Raw genomic sequence first — 20,119 nt, forward strand, 5'->3', positions numbered from 1 at the left:
GTTCATTGCGAGGAAGAGCCCCCTCTAAATCTCCCCCAAAGGGGGAGACTTCAAAAAAGTATTTTAAAGCCCTCTCCAAAGGAGAGGGTTGGGTGAGGCTCTTGCTTCGCTCTACCCTTCGACGGGGCCCAGGGTGACAGGCCCCGTTTTGCTACCTGTCTGCATAATACCTCTTCCTGAACCAGAAAGCCAGGTTAACCAAAGCGATCAAAGCCGGAACCTCCACCAGCGGACCGATAACGCCCGCGAAAGCTTCGCCGGAATTGATGCCGAATACGCCGATAGCAACTGCTATGGCCAGCTCAAAATTATTCCCCGTGGCGGTAAACGCGATGGAGGTGCTTTTGGAATAATCGGCACCGAATGATTTACCGATAAAAAAACTCAGCACAAACATCACCGCGAAATAGATAACCAACGGGATAGCTATCCGGACAACATCCAGCGGAATGTGTATGATGAGGCTGCCTTTAAGACTAAACATCAGCACAATGGTAAACAGCAAGGCAATCAAAGTAACCGGCGAAATAAAAGGCACATATTTTTGCTGAAACCAGGCCTCGCCTTTAATTTTTATGAGTGTGTACCGGCTGATGATACCAGCCGCAAAAGGTATCCCCAGGTAAATACCAACGCTTTTGGCTATTTCGCCCATAGTTATATCAACGGCTAAACCTTTAAGACCGAACAGCGGTGGCAAAATGGTGATGAACACCCAGGCATAAACGCTGTACAGCAATACCTGGAAAATGCTGTTGAGGGCAATGAGTCCGGCGGCATATTCGCGGTTTCCTTCGGCAAGCTCGTTCCATACTACTACCATAGCTATGCAGCGGGCCAGGCCAATCAGGATCAAGCCCACCATATAATCCGGATGGTCGCGTAGCAGGGTTATCGCCAAAATGAACATCAGTATTGGTCCCACGAGCCAGTTGAGGGCTAAGGAGGCGCTTAATACTTTGGTATCCTTAAACACCCGGCCCATGTTTTCATATTTTACTTTGGCCAATGGCGGGTACATCATTAAAATTAATCCGACAGCTAAAGGTATATTAGTTGAGCCACTGGAAAATGAATTGATAAAACCAGCTGATGAAGGTATAAAATAGCCTATGGTTACGCCCCCGATCATCGCCAGGAATATCCAGAGTGTAAGATAGCGGTCCAGAAAGCTCAGCTTTTTACGTTCCGCAGCCGGGGCACAATGTTCAACCGGCATGGGATGGTTTTAAATTTTGGTTTACAAAGTTTTGGGTGTATTGCCTGATCATGTCGCGCACCTTTCCAAATTGCGCCATGATCTCCTCTTCAGTGCCGGTAGCTTTTGCCGGGTCGGGGAAATTATAATGCAGCTTAACGGCTTTGGTGGGGAAGTATGGACAGCTCTCCTTCGCGTTGTCGCAAACGGTTATCACATAGTCAAAATCGATATCCAGGTACTCGTTTACATTGTTGGAGGTATGATGCGAGATGTCGATACCATCGCGTTTCATGATGTCGATAGCCCGCGGATTAACACCATGCGTTTCGATCCCGGCGCTGTAAATGTTGGCCTTATTGCCTGCAAAATGGCGTAGGTAGCCCTCGGCTATCTGGCTGCGGCAACTGTTCCCGGTGCAAAGCACCAATACATTCTTCATATTTTGAGTTTTTAGTGTTTTTTTCATGACGATGGCCGAAACCGGGCAAACATGGCTGAATTCGGATGATAGCCGTACTTCATGCGGGACTTCATCCCTGGTGATGCGGAGAAAACCTTTCCGGTCGAAATAGTCCGACGCTGTTTCTGTAAGCAGGTAAAGTGCTACAAGGCCTCTTGATTGACTTTCCTCAGTTATGCTCTGCAGTAGTTGATGCGCCATACCCGCGTTTCTGAATTGTGGATGTACGGCAAGTGAGCGTAGTAAACCAAAATCTCCGTAAATCTCCAACCCGGCAACGCCAACAACTTTCTGGTTTTGTATGGCTACCCGAAAATCATTTAAATTATCCGGAAGATCATTTACCGGTAGCTTTTGCGACTCCAGCAATGCGATGATCTCCTGCCGGTAAGGTTGTGCCTGTTCAATGATCATATCTGTATTCGTAAATATTTAGCAACAGCCTGCGCCGGGGGTGCAGCAAGCTTCGGCTTTTATAGCCAGGTTCTTTAACTCTACCTTTGGTTTTGCAGACTCGGAGGCGCAGCATTCCTCGCCCTTTTCGTTAGTACCGCAACTCCCACCGCGACCAATAGCTTTGCATTGTACGGCATCCGGGCGCAGGTCGATGATCAGGCTACCCCCAGTCACGATCATATCTCCCGGAAACATCTGGCGGGTATCAAACTCCGAATTGCCAAATTCTATTTTAACCGTTCCGTTGGGGTCAAGAGGCAGCATTTTTTCCACAATATCTACAATAGACAAGGCCTTTTTTACTTTCATGGATCGTTCCTGCTGTTCGCCTTCGGGAACCCATAATTGTATAATGATCTCTGTCCAGGTGTTCAGCACACCACCGCAATCAACAGACGTAATGGGCGCCTGTTTAATTTCGGTAATATGGTATGCCGCGTCTACCAGTTTATCTTCGGCATATTGAAACTGGAGGTCAAGCCCGGGATGCTGTAACAGTTTCTCTTTAAATGTTGCCCAATTGATAGCTTCTACTTTGTTCATGATGGCTATATTTTATTATTGCAATATTACGATTGATTGGTTTAAAAAATTTTAACAGCAGTTATTCACATCTTTATATGATGAGAACAACGCATTTAACTCCTTTTGTAAAATGCCCCATGCTTTAGGCTCTATACAATAGCAAACACTCACGCCCTCTATGGTACCCTGTATCAACCCCGCATTTTTTAATTCTTTAAGATGTTGCGAAATGGTGGGCTGTGCCAGTCCAAGCTCGTCGGCCAAATCACCACAGATGCAGGCCTTAGCTGCTATGATGTGCTGCAATATGGCAATACGTGCAGGGTGCGCTATGGCTTTTAACTGCACGGCCAGCTTGTTTTGCTCTTCGGTAAATATTTCTGTTTTGGTGATTCCCATAATATATATTGCAATATTACGATTAATGTCGATCCGGTCAAAATAATTTTTTTATTTAGGTGCCAGAAACTTTCCTTGATTATTGAATTTTGTTTTACCCTTGATCTCTCTGTTAAAACAGTCTGTCATCCTGAGGGACGAAGGATCTATTCGTAAACATGCATATTGCTTAAAAGATGCTTCTATTAATTATTGATTCTTTTGAAAAGACAAATTGTTAATAAGGGCATCATCCGTGCGTTGCCTTCGGCCCGGGCTATCCGCTCATACGCCTGCAGGTATTAGGCACAGGGCCGGTATCCGCTGCTATTCCTAACGCGGGGAGCAATTAGTGAATTAGTGATTTAGTGAATTATTGATTTTTGTCTGAACCTTGATTAACTCCGTTGAGGGCTACGCTGTTTATGGGATCAAAGGATTACCATGATTTCTTCATTATTCTATATAAACTAATTTGTCATCCTGAGGAACGAAGGATCTATTCTTAAATAGGCATATCGTTTAAATAGATGCTTCACTCCGCTCAGCATGACAAACATATTGTAAAAGATTCCCCTTCTTCCCCGTCAGCAGATAAGCTTTTGTCTGAACCATGATTAACTCCGTTGAGGGCTGCGCCGTTTATTGGATTTTAGGATTACCGGGATTTCTTTTGTTTTTTAGTCAGCAGATAAGCTTCGGATGAAAGCGGGCAGAACAATGTGGGCCTGTGCGGTTGTAAGGGCATTGCGAACCTTACCTGAAGCGTGGAGAATGAGCGAACGAAGTGGAGTAAGGTTTAGCAGCCCACGGTTCTGTCCGCTTTGCAGGGTAAAGGCCTTGTGCGGCAAAGAAGCATTTCTGCTGACAGCCGTTATTCGCAGTTATTTATTTTTATCGGTGCTCATTATCTCGCTACGCTCGGTCTGGTTACTTTTGAGGCGACATACGGCGAAGCCTTCTTGAGTACCTTAAAAAAACAAACCACAACGAAAAACGTAACTAGGCCCTCCCGCGGCCATGAGCGGGTATACGCCATGCAATCCACGGATTATCCTAAAGATATTGCTTGTTCGTTTCTCCTTAATGCCGCAATTCCCCTCTTTATCTATACTGCTCCTGGTATATTCAACAACAGATTCTTCGTTCCTCAGGATGACAAAAGAATTTCCCTAAACATGTATATCTATCAATTAAGTAGCGCTTTTTACATACAAAACACATTCTTTTGCCTAAACTTGCATTAATAACGCGCTGTTTCCTACAACAGCCCGCATAAAACATGAGTGAGGATTTTTACGAGCAAATTTTTAGCAAGCAGCAAAGGCTTGAGGCCGTGCCGTCGAACAAGGAGATCACCCGCTGGGCGCTCCAGGTAATTCATTTGCTATACCCGGAGCAAACGGGAAAGATATTTGCCGATATTGATGCCCTTAAGGCAGAATTTGCCCTGCTGGAGAATGAGCTGTGCCACATGATGGAAGTAACCAAAGGTTGCGACGATTGTGATAATAAAGAACGTGCTGCCCGGTTTTTTAAAGGCTTGCCAGAGCTGTTCAGGATATTGAATACCGATATTCAGGCCATTTTTACCGGCGATCCGGCAGCCCAAAGCGAGTTTGAAGTGGTACGTACCTACCCAGGCTTTTTAGCTATATCCATGTATCGCCTGGCGCATAGTTTGTATGTAGATCATGTGCCATTGATACCCAGGATACTCACCGAATACGCACACTCCAAAACAGGTATCGACATACACCCCGCTGCCGAGATAGGCGAGTATTTTTATATAGACCACGGTACCGGCATTGTGATAGGCGAAAGCGCCATCATTGGCAACCACGTAAAATTGTACCAGGGCATTACCCTGGGCGCGCTGAGTGTGGATAAAAGCATGGCCAACACCAAGCGCCACCCAACGGTGGAAGATCATGTGGTGATATACTCCGGCGCTACCATACTGGGAGGCGAAACCATTATTGGGCATAACAGTCTTATCGGCGGTAACGTGTGGCTTACTAAAAGCGTACCGCCATATTCAAGGGTATATCACACCCCAAGTCACCGGACACTGAAAAGTGATGAAGTGTGATTTTTAGAATAGTATCAAGTAGTTAGTATCAAGTATCAAGACAGGAATAGTATCAAGTAGCTAGTATCAAGTATCAAGACAGGGAAGTTGTATGAAAAAAGAAAAAAAGTCGTGATACTTGATACTAGCTACTTGATACTAAAATCATACAAAAAAAATTATGGCAGGCATTATTGATATAATAGGAAATACGCCCCTGGTTGAAATACAAAAGTTAAACCCCAACCCCAACGTAAAAATATACGCCAAGCTGGAGGGTAATAACCCCGGCGGCAGCGTGAAGGACAGGGCATCGCTCAACATGATCCGCAGCGCTATGGAGCGTGGTGATATAAAACCCGGCACCAAACTCATTGAAGCTACCAGCGGCAATACAGGTATAGCCCTGGCTATGATAGCCCGCTTGTTTGGACTGGAGATTGAGTTAGTGATGCCCTCCAACTCTACCCGTGAGCGCACCTTAACCATGGAGGCCTACGGGGCCAAAGTAACCTTGTTAGAGGGGATTGAGCTTTGCCGCGATTATGCCGAGGAAAAAGGTGCTACCGAGGGCTATTTCCTGCTGAACCAGTTTGCCAATCCCGATAATTACGGTGCCCACATCAAAACCACCGGTCCCGAAATATGGCGCGATACCGATGGCAAGATCACTCATTTTGTAAGCGCCATGGGTACAACGGGTACTATTATGGGTTGCTCCCGCTATTTTAAAGATAAAAATAAAGACATACAGATCATCGGCTGCCAGCCTACCGAAGGTTCATCCATTCCTGGTATCCGCCGCTGGCCCGAAGCCTATCTGCCCAAAATATTTGATGCCAGCCGGGTTGACCGCATAATGGATATTTCCGAGGCGGAAGCTACCCAAATGGCCCGCGATATGGCCAAAGTGGAAGGCATATTTGCCGGCATGAGCAGCGGCGGCGCATTAGCCGGTGCCATCAAACTGGCTGCCGAGCTCAAAGAAGGCCTTATCGTATTTATCTGCTGTGACCGGGGCGACAGGTATTTGAGTAGTGATTTGTTTGGGTGATTGGGAATTAAAATTTTGTCATCCTGAGGAACGAAGGATCTACTCGCCGATAGGCTTGTCGCATACCCGCTCTTGGCCGCGGGAGGGCCTTTGCGTTTTTCGTTGTGGTTTGTTTTTTAAGGTACTCAAGAGGGCTTCGCCGTATGTGACCACAAAGTAACCAGACCGAGCGTAGCGAGATAATGAGCACCGATAAAAATAAATAACTGCGAATAACGGCTGTCAGCAGAAATGCTTCTTTGCCGCACGAGGCCTCTACCCCGCAAATCGGACAGAACCCGGGCTGCAATTATTTGCCCAACTTCGTTCACGCAAAGCCCCGCGCTTCTGCAAAACTTGCTATGCCCCGCAGCCGCACAACCCACCCTTGTTCTGCCCGCTTTCGCCCGAAGCTTATCTGCCGATGGGGAAGAAAACTCACTAATTAAGAAGCTGACAGAAGAAGAGCCGTTGTTTTCAATCAATAATTCACTAAATCAGTAATTCAATAATTAAAAACCGCCACCAAATGCTAAGGTAATTTTTCGTATATTTATATCAACAAACAGCCCGCTTATCTTTTCAGGAGATAAGCAGGCTGTTTGGTTAAGAGAAAAAAAGGTCAAAAACCGACTTGTTTTTTTAGTTTTTGATAGACAGTAAATAAATACTTTTTAAACATTTCAAAACCCGTCAAAAATTTGTTAAAAAGTGTTAAAATGGCGTTAAAAATTTGTTAAAGTAGCCAAAAAGCAGGCGTTTTTGCCTAAAAAAAGTTTAAAATTAGTGGTTTAAAAAGTTTTGTTACTTCAGTTTCCTGGCAGTAACCCCTTCGTTGGTGATCTTCACTGGCTTGATGGTGCCATCGGTATCAAAATACATTTTGTCTATACACATCACCCGGTGATTGGCGTCTGTTTCGGTAAGCGGCCGGCGATGGTAAACAATGTACCATTCGTCGGTACCCGGTACGTTGATCACCGAATGATGTCCCGCGCCGGTGGCTATACTGGCATCCTGCTTTAAAATAGTGCCGATACGCTTAAATGGCCCGAATGGGGTATCTCCAATAGCATAAGCCACCCGGTAATCCGGGCCGGTCCAGCCGCCTTCGCTCCACATAAAGTAGTACTTGCCCTGGCGCTTAAACATCACGGGGCCTTCTACATAGCCTTCGGGGGTTATTTTCTTATAGGTTACGCCGTCGTCAAAAGGTTCAACACCTGTAAAATCGTTCTTTAGCTTCACAATGTTGCATTGGCCCCAGCCTCCATATATCATATAGTACTGGCCGTTATCATCCCGGAAAACAAACTGGTCGATAGGCTGAGCCTTGTTAATGATCTGATCGATAAGGGGTTTGCCGAGGTAGTCTTTGAATGGGCCTTCGGGTTTGTCGCTTACGGCCACGCCTATCCCGCCTTTTTCATTATTGTTCTGGATGTCGTTCGCGCCGAAGAAGATATAGTACTTGCCATCCTTTTCGGTAACGGCAGGAGCCCAAAGCGCACGTTTCACCCATTTAACCCCGCTGGTGTCAATAATGCGGGCATGTTTTGTCCAATGCACCAGATCTGGCGATGAAAAGGCATCCATAAAAACCTGCTCATTATATTTGGCCGAGTAGGTTGGATACAGCCAGTATTGGTGATTGAAAATTTTGGCTTCCGGATCGGCATACCAGCCTTCAACTACGGGATTTCCCGACGTTTTTTTGCTCTGTGCAAAAATGTTTAGTGTAGGCACCGTCAATGCCGCGCCTAATAGTATCTGCAAAACCAGCTTTGAAGCTACGCTCCTGTTCATTTTTGAGTATTGGTATTATTATTCTTTGGCCGCTTTTTATTAAAGCGCCTGTTGGGTTTCTTGTTCTTGTCGCTCTGGCCAGTGCCTGGGGTATGGGTTGGCTGAATAGCCGCGAGTTCATCGGGAAGGCCAACCAGGCGAATGGGACGCTCTATCAGTTGTTCAATGCTTTTTAATTTACGCTCATCGCGGTGATTTACAAATGTGATAGCAGTACCGGTAGTGGCAGCACGGGCTGTACGGCCAATGCGGTGAATATAATCTTCCGGGTCGCCGGGTACATCATAGTTGATCACCAGGTCGATACCCTCCACATCAATGCCGCGCGAAAGGGCATCGGTACCGATAATTACAGGCAGTTGCTTGTTCTTGAATTGTAACAATATTTCTTCGCGCTCGCGTTGCTCCAAATCGGAATGAAATGCGTTTGACTTGATGTTGATTGCCTTCAGTTCTTTATACAGTGCTTTTACGATCTCCTTACGGGATGCAAAAATGATGGTACTGGTATAAGCAGAATCGCGAAGGATAAGCTGTAGCAAAGGCGTTTTTTGCTGATCATGCAAACGATAGATCTGCTGATCGATACCTACGGCGGGTTGCGATAGGGCAATATTGATTTGCTCTGGCTCCTTCATAATAGCCTTGGCTAGCGCACGGATACGACCGGGCATTGTGGCCGAAAAAAGCAGTGTTTGCCTGTTTTTAGGCAGGTAGCTGATGATCTTTTTGATATCGTCAGAAAAACCCATGTCCAGCATTCGGTCGGCTTCGTCCAATATCAGGTGGGTAAGATGGTTCAGCTTTAAAACACCCGATGTAAGGTGGGCTATCAGCCGGCCGGGTGTGGCTATAATAATGTTTACATTATTTTGAATGCCCCGGCGCTGCTGTTCATAAACGGCACCATCGCCGCCGCCAAATACGGCTATGGAGCTGATTCCTGTAAAATAGGCCAGCCCTTCAACCTGTTGGTCAATTTGTTGGGCCAGTTCGCGGGTGGGCGCCAAAACAAGGGCGCTGGTATGGTGCTTGTTGCTATTGCTGATGAAATTGAGCACGGGCAGCAAATAAGCCCCGGTTTTACCGGTGCCGGTTTGCGCGCAGGCAATAAGATCGTGGCCTTTTAAAACTACGGGTATGGCCATTTCCTGTATGGGGGTTGGGTTGTTGAACCCCATACTTTGTATGCCCTCGAATAATTGTTCGTTAAAATTGAAATCCTGAAACGTCACTATGTTCTACTTGGTGTGTTACGCAAGGTATAGATTTTTAGGACAATGAGCAAAGATTTTTGGAGCAAGGGTATATGGAGTAAGGATTTATGAAGTAAAGAACTTTTGGAGCAAGGATTTTTGGAGCAAGGAATAAGGGTTTTGAACAAAGATATATAGATTAAAGAGAAAGGATAAGGCAGGAATAGTAAAACAAATTTTCTTTACTCCCAAAGTCCTTATTCCTTGTTCCCAAAATCCTTACTCCCCTACGAGTGTATGTAGCTTTTTAACTGTTCAATAGTTTCCTGTTGCGACAGGATAGTTTCCTTAACCAGGTCATTGATAGAAATAATGCCGCATAGCGCATCATCAATAAATACGGGCAAGTAGCGGATATTGCTTTCGCTCATGATATGCATGCAGGTTTCGATGGAGTTATCGGGTAGTATGCGGGGCAAGCCGGTACTCATAATATCGCGCACCAAGGTTTCGTGGGATGATTTTCCCTTCAGGATCACCTTGCGGGCATAATCCCGTTCGGTAAGCAGACCGGCGTATTCGCCATCTTCCAGTATAACCACCGAGCCGATGTTTTCATCAGCCATTACTTTTAATGCTTCCAGAACTGATTTGCCGGCATCAATGGTAACTATGCGGCCGCCTTTGCGGGCAAGGATATTTGAAACTTTTATCATGGCACTGAGGTTAAAATGAAGAATTGGCTATAACCAAATATAATAAACAGAATTGAAAAACAAATGCAGTGGGGTTATAAATATCAACAATTCAGCATTTTATCATGGAATTGCCATCTCGTTCAGGTATAGTTAGCTTTTACGTTAGCTTGACACTGTTAAAAAAGAATAATATCTAATATTGCCCCCGTAATTTTTAACAGTATTTTAACATAGTGCGACTGGAAATTATTGATTTAGTCATTACTGCCGGTCAAAATAATACATACTACATTGATCAATCTTATACCCCACAAAACGCGTTTTAAAGGCAACATCAGCCATATCAATTTAATCCCTGCCTTAATAGTGATCTGCTGTCTCATTTGCCTTGGTTTACCAGGCAAATTAATGGCTAAAAGCACAACGCTTAAACAACCATATATAGCAGCGACTGATACCACAGCCGATTCTGTTCTATTAAAACGGCGGTTGATCAATAACGCGTTTGATGATATTTTTATACAAAACCTGCGGACATCCGAAGGCGGTAATGATTATTTTAACAAGATAAAGACCCAACTAACCGCCGATCTGGCGCCCAACTTTATCTTATTCCAAACCCCTAAATCGCGGTTTTTTGCCGTGTTTACAGCAAGGGTTAAAATACGTTTGCTGGCTTCACATGGAGCTCCGGTAAAATCGCCAAGCTTTATGCCGGGTGCTACTGTATTTTACAGGTTGAATGAGGATACTTATAAGCCGGAATTCCTATCGTTCGGTTACTCGCATCACTCCAATGGGGTAAGAGGGCCATCATTGAACCCCGACGGCAGTTTTAATCGCGACAGCGGCAAATTCACAACCAACTTTTATACCCTTACCTATTATACCGGCAAGCGCATTGATAAAAAGGACTTGATCATTAACCGTTACGATAATATAGCGCTTGAGGTACACGCCGGATTATTTGGCCTGGGCGTATCTGAAGGATTAAAGGATCACTACGGATTTATCAGGGTTAATGGCAGCCGCATGTATAATTTTGCCAAAGCGTATGATGATCCGTTGGAGAAAGGCAAAAAGGTGTATAAAAACTGGCAGCGTATCCGGTTTGACTTTACTTATATTGCCGACAAGTACGATAATTACTCGGCTGTTGATTTCAAGAAACGACTCAACGTAAGTTTGAAGTATTACTACCAGTTCCCTTTTATGCCAAGCACGGCATTTATGGTTGGTGGTGGTTACCGCGGGCAGGATGATTATAACCAGTTTTTTGAGGATAGTTACGGCTATGTGACCATTGGTTTGGCATCAGACCTATCATTCAATTTTGGTAAACATTAAGCCAAAAAAGGGAGTCATTTTTATATAACCATATTTTTACACGGCTATTCACAGCTGTTTGTAATTTATTTTTCATATAATCGTTTTAGCATTGAAAAAAAGCAGATATATTTAGCCCAACCTAATGGTATATCTTAATTAAATCTAAAACATTTATAATGAAAAAGACCCTTTTGAGCCTTATGGCTATTCCTGTGCTTCATTTCACGGTATCGGCCCAATCCAAAGGCTTTAAACCTTTATTTGATGGTAAAACAACCACCGGTTGGCATACCTATTTAAAAACAGGTTCTGGTGCATGGAAAGTTGTTGACGGCGCGTTACAGCTTGATCCAAAAGCCGAGGGCCAGGGCGACCTGGTTACTGATGGTGAATACGAAAATTATGAACTGAAACTGGATTGGAAAATATCCGAAACAGGCAACAGCGGAATTATTTTTGGTGTGCACGAAGACCCTAAATTTAACGAAACTTACCTTACCGGTATCGAAATGCAGGTATTGGATAACGCCAAAGCCAGCGACAACAAAAAAGCAAATCACCTTGCGGGCTCTTTATATGATATGAAGGCCCCTTCTGCAGATGTAGCTAAACCTGCCGGCGAATGGAATGCCGTAGTATTGCGTAAAAAAGATGGTCATCTAACTTTTTGGTTAAATGGGACTAAAATAGTAGAAACCGAAATTGGCAGCGACGAGTGGAAAGAATTACTGGCCAACAGTAAATTCAAAAACTGGACTGATTTTGCCAAATATCCAAAAGGTCATATCGCGCTGCAAGATCACGGTCACGACGTTGCATTCCGCAATATTTACATCAAACAGTTATAATATTTAAAAATGATTATGTTGTAACGCTTTGCGTTCGATATATTTATGCCATAAAACCAAATAAATGCAAATGCATGCCTGCGCGTGCATTTTTCTTCTCGTAACAGAGGATACACCTGATATTATATGAGCGATCTACAAATCAAGAAATCAGCAGAAACTTACGATGTGGTCATTGTAGGTTCGGGAGCTGGTGGCGGTATGGCTGGTTATGTGTTAGCCAATGCCGGTGTAAAAGTTTTAATGCTTGAGGCCGGAGCCTATTTTGACCCTGCCAAAGATTCACAACAATTAAAATGGCCATGGGAATCGCCACGTCGTGGCGCGGGTTCTACCCGTCCTTTTGGCGACTTTGACGCTGCTTACGGCGGTTGGGAATTGGAAGGCGAACCTTACACAACAAAAGACAAAACCGAGTTTTACTGGTTCCGCTCACGTATGCTGGGCGGCCGTACCAATCACTGGGGCCGTATTTCATTAAGGATGGGGCCGCATGATTTTAAAGCTAAAGATGGCCTTACAGATGATTGGCCGATCACTTATGATGAAGTAAAGCCTTACTATGATAAGGTTGACCGCATGATTGGTGTTTATGGCACCAAAGAAGGTTTGGAGAATGAACCTGATGGCATCTTTTTACCACCTCCAAAGCCAAGGCTGAATGAATTGTATATTAAACAAGGTGCTATAAAAGCGGGTGTAACTACTATTGCTGGCCGTGGTTCGGTTTTAACCGAAGCCTTGCCTGGTAACAAAGATCGTGGCGCATGCTTTTTCTGTGGACAATGCGGTCGTAGTTGTAAAGTATACGGCGATTTTTCGGCATCATCATGTTTGGTTATCCCTGCTGTAAAAACGGGTAACTTAAAGGTGATCACCAACGCGATGGTTCGTGAGGTGTTGACTAATAAAGAAGGTTTGGCTACAGGAGTATCATACATCAGTAAAGAAGATATGCAGGAATACCAGGTTAATGCCAAAACGGTAGTGCTTGGTGCCAGCGCCGGTGAATCAGCTCGTATCCTGTTGAACTCCAAATCAGCAGCCCATCCAGGCGGTTTAGCCAACAGCAGCGGTGTTGTTGGGCGCTATCTGCATGATTCAACCGGATCAAGCGCCGGTGGTTTCCTGCCGCAACTGATGGATCGCAAACGCTACAATGAAGACGGTGTAGGTAGTGTGCATATCTACTCGCCATGGTGGCTGGATAATAAAAAACTCGATTTCCCGCGTGGTTATCACATCGAATACGGTGGCGGCTTACACATGCCATCATACGGTTTTGGTGGTGGTATCCATAACATGAATGGCGCGGTGCCAGATCGTAACGGTAAAAAGAAAGAGGCTGGTGGTTACGGCGCATCATTGAAAGATGATTACCGTCGTTTTTATGGTACCCAGTTTGGCATGGCCGGTCGGGGTACTGCTATAGCCCGCTATGATAACTATTGTGAAATTGATCCTAATGTAGTTGATAAGTATGGTATCCCAGTATTGCGTTTCCATTACAAATGGGCCGATGATGAGATCAAACAAGCCAAGCACATGCAGGATACCTTTCAGGAAATTATGCATAATATGGGCGCCATTTACGGTCCTCCACAAGGGGCTGATACCAATTACGGCTTAGAAGCACCGGGTAAGATCATCCATGAAGTAGGAACCATACGTATGGGTGACGATCCTAAAAAATCGGCGCTGAATAAATGGTGCCAGGCACATGATTGCAAAAACCTGTTTGTGGTTGATGCCGCTCCGTTTGTACAACAAGGCGATAAAAACGCGACATGGACTATCCTGGCCCTGTCTATGCGTACTGCCGAATATATTTTACAGGAAAGAAAAAAATTAAACGTTTAACAAGCCCCAATAAAATTAGTTATGAACAGACGTGACTCCCTAAAAGCTATAGGCTTTGGTACACTCTCAGCAGGATTATTACTGGAAGCCTGTAAAACCGATACTAAAAAAACAGGTGAAGAAGCTGCATCCACTCCTGCGGCGCCCGAAGCCGGTCGCCAACCGTTTGAGGTTGAACGCGATAAAAAGCTGAACGCCGATAAATTCTTTACCCCTGCAGAAATGGCTACGATAACCGTATTGGTAGATATAATTATCCCCAAGGACGAAAAATCTGGCAGCGCGACAGATGCCAAAGTGCCTGATTTTATTGAATTTATTGTAAAAGATATGCCTTATCACCAAACGCCTTTGCGTGGTGGTTTGCGCTGGCTCGATCTGCAATGCCTCAATCGCTTTGGTAAAACATTTACCGATAGCAGCCGCGCGCAGCAGATAGAGGTGATTGATGATATAGCTTACCCAGCTAAAGCAAAGCCAGAAATGGCCCAGGGTGTGGCATTCTTTAACCGTATGCGCGATTTGACAGCGTCGGGCTTTTTTACCAGTGAAATGGGTGTTAAAGATATCGGCTATGCAGGTAATGCTCCGGGGAAATGGACAGGAGTTCCTGCAGACATACTGAAACATTACGGTATGGAGAATGTATAAAAGCATCAGACAATAGATAAATGAAACGCCGGGTGATAAAATAGTCCGGCGTTTTTTTATGATTAAGATAAATTTTTTTGCCTTTAAGTAAAACTCTAAATAATTGATAATTAAATGTTTAATGGGTATTGCGGACTTGAATTATCATTATTTTGTCAATTAGTGGTGGGTTAATATACCATTTCGGCAATTTGATACGTTTATCTACTTTGTAGGTTCACACCTGCAAATAGTGATAAGGTTTAGGTTTAAAGCCCCCAAGCAGCGAGTGCAAGGGGGCTTTTATTTTACATCGGATTTTATCGTCGCACTTAATAATAAAAATGCTTTATTTGCCTCAGGGAAATGTAAGAAGGTCACCATTCCGACGACTTTTAATTACCGTTTGAGTTTCAAATTTAATTATATACATGAGCGATCTGAGAAAGAAGTTGCATGACGCATGCGTAAATTATGTACGCAAAAGCATGGATGCGGCCGAGCTGGGAATCAAAGAGGCACAAAAGGCATCAAACGAAGATACCAAAAGCAGCGCCGGGGATAAGTATGAAACCGGCCGGGCTATGATGCAACAGGAAACCGACCGTAATTTAACCCAACTGAACGAAGCCAATAAATTAATGGTGGCTCTTAACCGGATCAGTGCCAATGGTACAAGCATTAAAGCCGAAATCGGCAGCGTGATCACGACGAATAATGGCAGTTTTTACCTGGCTATAAGCGCCGGAATCATTTCAGTTGACGGGAAAAACTATTTTGCGGTGTCGCCGGCCTCCCCTATTGGTGTCCTGCTCGCGGGTAAAGCAGTGGGTGACAGTTTCAGTCTCAATGGCAAACCTTATATCATTGAGGCTGTAAATTAGGCGATTCGGCTCAAATCGCACAGGTGTTTCGAGGAAACCTTTAACGCAAATGAGTATTATTTTGTTTTGGTTAAATGATATTTTAATTATTAAAAAAAATAAAAACGTTCATTCACAAATTCTTGCAGTAATCATCAAATATCTATTACTATATTTGATGTTAACAAAACGAGGCAAGTAAAAAAAGAACCTTGCTATTATAAATTAAAAATTGATGAACATATTTGCAGGAAGTCTTCCTTTTCAATTAGAGGAAGCCGATTTAAAAGAGCTTTTTGAAGCGTACGGTGAAGTAAGCACCGTAAAAATAATTATTGACAGGGAATCCGGAAGAAGCAAGGGTTTCGGATTTGTTGAAATGCCTGATGATGAGGCTGCCCAATTAGCTATTACCGGCTTAAATGGCTCTGAAGTTAGAGGTCGTTCAATTGCTGTAAGCCAGGCCGAAGAGAAAAAAGCGACTGACCGCAGAGGCGGTGGTGGCTACGGTGGTGGTAACCGCGGTGGTGGTGGCGGCTACGGCGGTGGAAACCGTGGCGGTGGCGGCGGCTACTCAAAAGATAGTAACAGAGGCGGCGGCGGTGGCCGTTGGTAAAATTATAAAATAGAATAGAACACCGGGGCTACATTACCCGGTGTTTTATTTTAAAAATACTGTCTGCGGCTCGTTGGGGATTATTTTTAGCGGCTGGTAAATCTGCCGGCAGTATATACTTATACATAAAATTAATCATCGGGTCTTATTTGTGTTTGTGATATCTCAGCAAGAGATTCATTAGTTTGCTGCTCAGCAAAATATTTGATAACACTCTCATCCTCCTATTTTTTGTTACCAGCGATGTAAAACATTTGTAGCCTGTGGTTGCTTTTTATTAAAAATAGTTAACTTAACATCATATTAAGCCTGTTTTTATGGAAAGCAAAGAAAGCGCTATCATCCCGGCAATTGAGCCGTATGTAGAGGATAGCTCCAGGAGAAATTTTCTTAAACAATCATCATTATTAACAGCTGTTGCACTCACTCCTGAAATAGCCGTGAAAGCAGCCGGTTTGCATCTGCATGAGGAGATCGCTGCTGTTTTTGAAAAAATGCCTTTAAAAATGGAGGTGAACGGCAAATCCCGGATGCTTTCTGTAGAGCCGCGTGCAACTTTGTTGGATATATTGCGCGAGCAGTTGGAGCTAACAGGTACCAAAAAAGGGTGTGACCATGGTCAATGCGGTGCTTGTACCGTGCATGTAGATGGCAGGCGGGTTAACTCCTGCTTAACCCTGGGTGTAATGATGAATGGCAAAAAGATCACCACCATTGAAGGTCTGGCGCATGGCGATCAATTGCATCCCATGCAGGAGGCTTTTATAAAACATGATGGTTTTCAGTGTGGTTATTGTACTCCTGGGCAAATCATGTCGGCGGTAGCCTGTATCCGCGAAGGGCATGCCGGTTCAGAACATGAAATACGAGAATATATGAGCGGGAATATTTGCCGCTGCGGAGCCTATCCCAACATAGTTAATGCCATACAGGAAGTTAAAAATGGAGGGCAGGAAGTATGAAGCAATTTCAATATGTTCAACCAGCTACCAGGCAGGCCGTATTGGAGGCGATTAATAAACCAGGGACAAAAATAATTGCAGGAGGTACAAATCTTGTCGACCTCATGAAGCGCGGTGTTACTGCCCCCGATAAATTGGTTGATATTAATCACCTGCCACTAAAAAATATAACAGTAACCCCCCTTGGATTATATATTGGTGCGCTGGCTTTAAACAGTGTGGTTTCCGAAAATAAGCAGGTTATTGAAAAGCAACCGCTTTTAGCCATGGCGCTCAAATCGGGAGCATCTCCGCAGTTGCGTAATATGGCCACTGTGGGAGGTAACATGATGCAACGCACGCGATGTGGTTATTTTTATGATACCGCGATGCCCTGCAATAAACGTGTGCCGGGTTCCGGATGTGGGGCTTATGAAGGTGTTAACCGTATGCATGCCATATTTGGCGCCAGTTCGCAATGTATAGCGGTGCATCCCAGTGATATGTGCGTGGCTTTGGCCGCCCTGGATGCAGTAGTGATCATTGCTGGAAAAAAGGGCGAACACCGCGTACCATTTACCGAATTTCATCGCCTGCCTGGCGATCATCCCGAAGCTGACAATAACCTGGCTCCTGGCGAACTGATCACCGGTGTAGAAATTCCAGATAATAACCTGGCAAAAAACAGCTACTATTTGAAAGTGCGCGACAGGCAATCATATGCTTTCGCCCTCATATCGGTTGCTGCTGCTCTGGATATTAAAAACGGGATCATACAAAATGCCCGCCTGGCTATGGGCGGTGTGGCACATAAACCCTGGCGATTGTTTGATGCCGAAAAAGCGCTCGTGGGTAAAAAGGCCTCAGAAGAAAATTTTCAGCAAATTGCCCAACTGGCTATGCAAGGCGCTAAAGCTTACGGATACAATTCGTTTAAATTAAAACTGGCCCCGGCAAGCATCACCGAGGCTTTAAAACATGCCGCAGGTTTAGTTTAATATCCTATGGAAAAAGCGATCAATATGAACAGGCCTTCATCATCAGATGGGATGAGCCGGATAGACGGACGGTTAAAAGTTACCGGAGCCGCCAAATACTCTGCCGAATATGCTGTAGAAGGACTAACCTATGGGGTTTTAGCAGGCAGTACTATAGCCAAAGGCACCATTACTGCTCTTGATACTAAAGCCGCTGAACGGGCTCCAGGTGTATTGGCGGTGGTCACCTATCTTAACGCGCCAAAAGTTCCGGGTTTTCAACCTGACCAAAAAGGTATAAGGGCGCAGTTAAAAGTATTTAATGACAATAAGATATTTTACAACGGGCAACCGATAGCCCTGGTTATCGCCGATACTTATGAACGAGCCCTGTACGGGGCATCGCTGGTTAAAGCAACGTATAACAAAGAGGAGCATCAAACCAGTTTAACCGACAATTTTGGTAAAGGATTCCCGCCGCGCGGCGATGGTTTATATAAACGTGGTACCGAAGATGCCTGGAAATCGGCTCCGATAAAGTTGGAACAGGAATATATTGTGCCTACCAATACGCACAACCCTATGGAACTGCATGCCATTATTGCCCGCTGGGATGCCGATGATAAAATTACCGTTTGGGATAAAACGCAAGGGGTTAAAGCTACCCAGCACGATATATCGCAACTGTTTAAATTACCGCTTGAAAATGTACAGGTGAATTCCCGTTTTGTGGGCGGTGCTTTTGGCAGCGCGCTGCGCACCTGGCCGCATGAAATTGTAGCCATATTAGGGGCCAAAGCGGTTAAGAAGCCCGTTAAGCTGGTGCTTAGCAGGGCAGATATGTTCACCTCTGTAGGATACCGCCCGCACACCTGGCAAAAAGTAGGTATCGGCGCTACTGCTGATGGTAAACTTACGGGAATTACCCATCAGGCTTACGGACAAACATCACCCTATGAAAATTTTACCGAGGGCGCTGTCAATGTAAGTCAGAGTATGTACGCATGCCCCAATGTGAATACCAAATATAATTTAGTGGCCCTTAATGTAGGCACACCAACCTGGATGCGTGGCCCGGGCGAGGCTACGGGTTCATTCGCGCTGGAATCGGCACTGGATGAGCTTTCTTATGCTTTAAACATAGACCCTATCGAGATACGAATTCGTAATTATGCCGAAACTGATCCGGAAAATGGGAAGCCATTTTCAAGTAAGCATTTAAAAGAAGCCTATCAGCTTGGCGCCGACAGCATTGGCTGGAGCAACCGCAAACAACAGCCCGCATCAGTAAAAAAAGATGGTTGGTTTGTAGGTTACGGCATTGGTTGCGGTATGTTTGGTGCCTACCGGAGCGGTGCTGTGATCAAAGCAACCCTAAAAGCCGATGGCACATTGCATTTACAAAGCGCGGTAAGCGATATCGGCCCCGGAACAGGTACGGCTATGGTATTAATCGCGGCCGAACAATTGGGTATACCGGCAGATAAGATCAGCTTTGAAAACGGAGCTTCCGACTTACCACAGGCACCTACACAAGGAGGCTCGGCTACAACAGCAAGCGTGGGTTCAGCGGTGTACAAGGCTTGTGCCGACTTAAAAACAGAGTTTCAAAAATTAACAGGTAACAACACTAATGATAAACCCGATTACGCGCAAATATTGAAGCAGCATAATCTGCCATCAGTAGAAGTTACTTCCAAATCAGATGGTGGCGAAGGCCGGGATAAGTATTCGATGAACTCCTGGTCGGTACACTTTGTTAAGGTATTGGTGAACGCTTTAACAGGTGTAGTGAAGATAGATAAGGTTACTTCTGTTGCTGATTGCGGTACCATCATCAGTCCTAAAACCGCCCGCAGTCAGATTGTAGGCGGAGCTATTGGTGGTATAGGCATGGCCCTGATGGAAGAAGCGATTATAGACCATCGCTACGGTCGTTATATCAATAACAACTATGCCGATTATCATGTACCAGTGAATGCTGACATCCCGCAGATAGATGCCCTGTTTGTAAATAAACCCGACCCTATCCTGAACCCGATGGGCTCAAAAGGCATGGCCGAAATAGCCCTGGTAGGCATGGCCGCCGCGGTAGCCAACGCGGTTTATAATGCTACTGGTAAAAGGGTAAGAGAATTACCCATAACACCTGATAAGGTAATAGGGTAAGATGGTTGGTAATTTTATTTTCATAACCACACAACCAGAATTGCTTAACAACGTATTGTTAT

At 44.8% G+C, this 20,119-nt stretch carries 18 protein-coding genes and 1 pseudogene; 11 read left to right on the forward strand and 8 right to left on the reverse strand.

Annotation, left to right across the window (positions count from 1 at the left end; all coding sequences use genetic code 11):
- Positions 1-151: 151 nt before the first annotated feature.
- From arsB to FHW89_RS07260, 5 genes and pseudogenes are all read right to left on the reverse strand, one after another.
- Positions 152-1,219, reverse strand: coding sequence for an ACR3 family arsenite efflux transporter (gene arsB / locus FHW89_RS07245; RefSeq protein ID WP_172334345.1), 1,068 nt, complete (start codon positions 1,217-1,219; stop codon positions 152-154).
- Positions 1,209-1,640 carry an arsenate reductase ArsC gene (locus FHW89_RS28810; RefSeq protein ID WP_253952193.1) on the reverse strand — a complete coding sequence of 144 codons (432 nt, stop codon included), beginning with the start codon at positions 1,638-1,640 and terminating at the stop codon, positions 1,209-1,211. Before FHW89_RS28810 ends, arsB begins: the two co-directional genes overlap by 11 nt.
- A gap of 30 nt (positions 1,641-1,670) precedes the next feature.
- Positions 1,671-2,075, reverse strand: a pseudogene (arsN2, locus tag FHW89_RS28815) (arsenic resistance N-acetyltransferase ArsN2); the annotation flags it as partial.
- A gap of 18 nt (positions 2,076-2,093) precedes the next feature.
- Positions 2,094-2,660, reverse strand: coding sequence for a DUF6428 family protein (locus FHW89_RS07255; protein WP_172334347.1), 567 nt, complete (start codon positions 2,658-2,660; stop codon positions 2,094-2,096).
- Between the two features lie 51 nt (positions 2,661-2,711).
- A complete protein-coding gene (locus FHW89_RS07260; protein ID WP_172334348.1) occupies positions 2,712-3,041 on the reverse strand; it encodes a helix-turn-helix transcriptional regulator in 330 nt (109 codons plus the stop codon).
- Between the two features lie 1,261 nt (positions 3,042-4,302).
- On the opposite strand from FHW89_RS07260, the gene epsC reads away from it, so the two are divergent.
- Positions 4,303-5,112, forward strand: a complete 810-nt coding sequence (gene epsC / locus FHW89_RS07265) for a serine O-acetyltransferase EpsC (protein WP_172334349.1) — start codon at positions 4,303-4,305, stop codon at positions 5,110-5,112.
- Between the two features lie 160 nt (positions 5,113-5,272).
- Positions 5,273-6,145, forward strand: coding sequence for a cysteine synthase CysM (gene cysM, locus FHW89_RS07270; RefSeq protein WP_172334350.1), 873 nt, complete (start codon positions 5,273-5,275; stop codon positions 6,143-6,145).
- A gap of 783 nt (positions 6,146-6,928) precedes the next feature.
- Here the strand turns inward: cysM and FHW89_RS07275 are convergent.
- The 3 genes from FHW89_RS07275 to FHW89_RS07285 form a co-directional block, all read right to left on the reverse strand.
- Positions 6,929-7,930 (reverse strand): glycoside hydrolase family 43 protein, encoded by a 1,002-nt coding sequence (locus FHW89_RS07275; protein WP_172334351.1) that lies wholly within the window; start codon positions 7,928-7,930, stop codon positions 6,929-6,931.
- Positions 7,927-9,165, reverse strand: coding sequence for a DEAD/DEAH box helicase (locus FHW89_RS07280; protein ID WP_172334352.1), 1,239 nt, complete (start codon positions 9,163-9,165; stop codon positions 7,927-7,929). Before FHW89_RS07280 ends, FHW89_RS07275 begins: the two co-directional genes overlap by 4 nt.
- Positions 9,166-9,413: 248 nt before the next feature.
- A complete protein-coding gene (locus FHW89_RS07285) occupies positions 9,414-9,842 on the reverse strand; it encodes a CBS domain-containing protein (RefSeq protein WP_172334353.1) in 429 nt (142 codons plus the stop codon).
- Between the two features lie 273 nt (positions 9,843-10,115).
- Here FHW89_RS07285 and FHW89_RS07290 point away from each other — a divergent pair, with 273 nt between their 5' ends.
- The 9 genes from FHW89_RS07290 to FHW89_RS07330 all read left to right on the forward strand — a co-directional run bounded on the left by FHW89_RS07290 (position 10,116) and on the right by FHW89_RS07330 (position 20,057).
- Positions 10,116-11,171 carry a hypothetical protein gene (locus FHW89_RS07290; protein WP_172334354.1) on the forward strand — a complete coding sequence of 352 codons (1,056 nt, stop codon included), beginning with the start codon at positions 10,116-10,118 and terminating at the stop codon, positions 11,169-11,171.
- 158 nt (positions 11,172-11,329) lie between these two features.
- The gene (locus FHW89_RS07295) at positions 11,330-12,001 is read left to right on the forward strand and encodes a DUF1080 domain-containing protein (protein WP_172334355.1); all 672 of its coding nucleotides are present in this window, start codon (positions 11,330-11,332) and stop codon (positions 11,999-12,001) included.
- A 126-nt stretch (positions 12,002-12,127) separates the two neighbouring features.
- Positions 12,128-13,861: a GMC family oxidoreductase gene (locus FHW89_RS07300; protein WP_172334356.1), complete on the forward strand. Its 1,734-nt coding sequence runs from the start codon at positions 12,128-12,130 to the stop codon at positions 13,859-13,861.
- Between the two features lie 21 nt (positions 13,862-13,882).
- Complete coding sequence (locus FHW89_RS07305; RefSeq protein WP_172334357.1) at positions 13,883-14,512, forward strand: gluconate 2-dehydrogenase subunit 3 family protein; 630 nt, start codon at positions 13,883-13,885, stop codon at positions 14,510-14,512.
- A 410-nt stretch (positions 14,513-14,922) separates the two neighbouring features.
- Positions 14,923-15,375, forward strand: a complete 453-nt coding sequence (locus tag FHW89_RS07310) for a 3-oxoacyl-ACP synthase (protein WP_172334358.1) — start codon at positions 14,923-14,925, stop codon at positions 15,373-15,375.
- Positions 15,376-15,589: 214 nt separating this feature from the next.
- On the forward strand, positions 15,590-15,970 hold the full coding sequence (locus FHW89_RS07315; RefSeq protein ID WP_172334359.1) for an RNA-binding protein: 381 nt from the start codon (positions 15,590-15,592) through the stop codon (positions 15,968-15,970).
- Between the two features lie 317 nt (positions 15,971-16,287).
- Positions 16,288-16,932, forward strand: a complete 645-nt coding sequence (locus FHW89_RS07320; protein ID WP_172334360.1) for a (2Fe-2S)-binding protein — start codon at positions 16,288-16,290, stop codon at positions 16,930-16,932.
- Positions 16,929-17,909, forward strand: coding sequence for a xanthine dehydrogenase family protein subunit M (locus FHW89_RS07325; protein WP_172334361.1), 981 nt, complete (start codon positions 16,929-16,931; stop codon positions 17,907-17,909). Before FHW89_RS07320 ends, FHW89_RS07325 begins: the two co-directional genes overlap by 4 nt.
- A gap of 6 nt (positions 17,910-17,915) precedes the next feature.
- A complete protein-coding gene (locus tag FHW89_RS07330; RefSeq protein ID WP_253952185.1) occupies positions 17,916-20,057 on the forward strand; it encodes a xanthine dehydrogenase family protein molybdopterin-binding subunit in 2,142 nt (713 codons plus the stop codon).
- The last annotated feature ends 62 nt before the right edge of the window (positions 20,058-20,119 follow it).

Source organism: Mucilaginibacter sp. SG564 (assembly GCF_013149275.1).
GTDB lineage: Bacteria > Bacteroidota > Bacteroidia > Sphingobacteriales > Sphingobacteriaceae > Mucilaginibacter.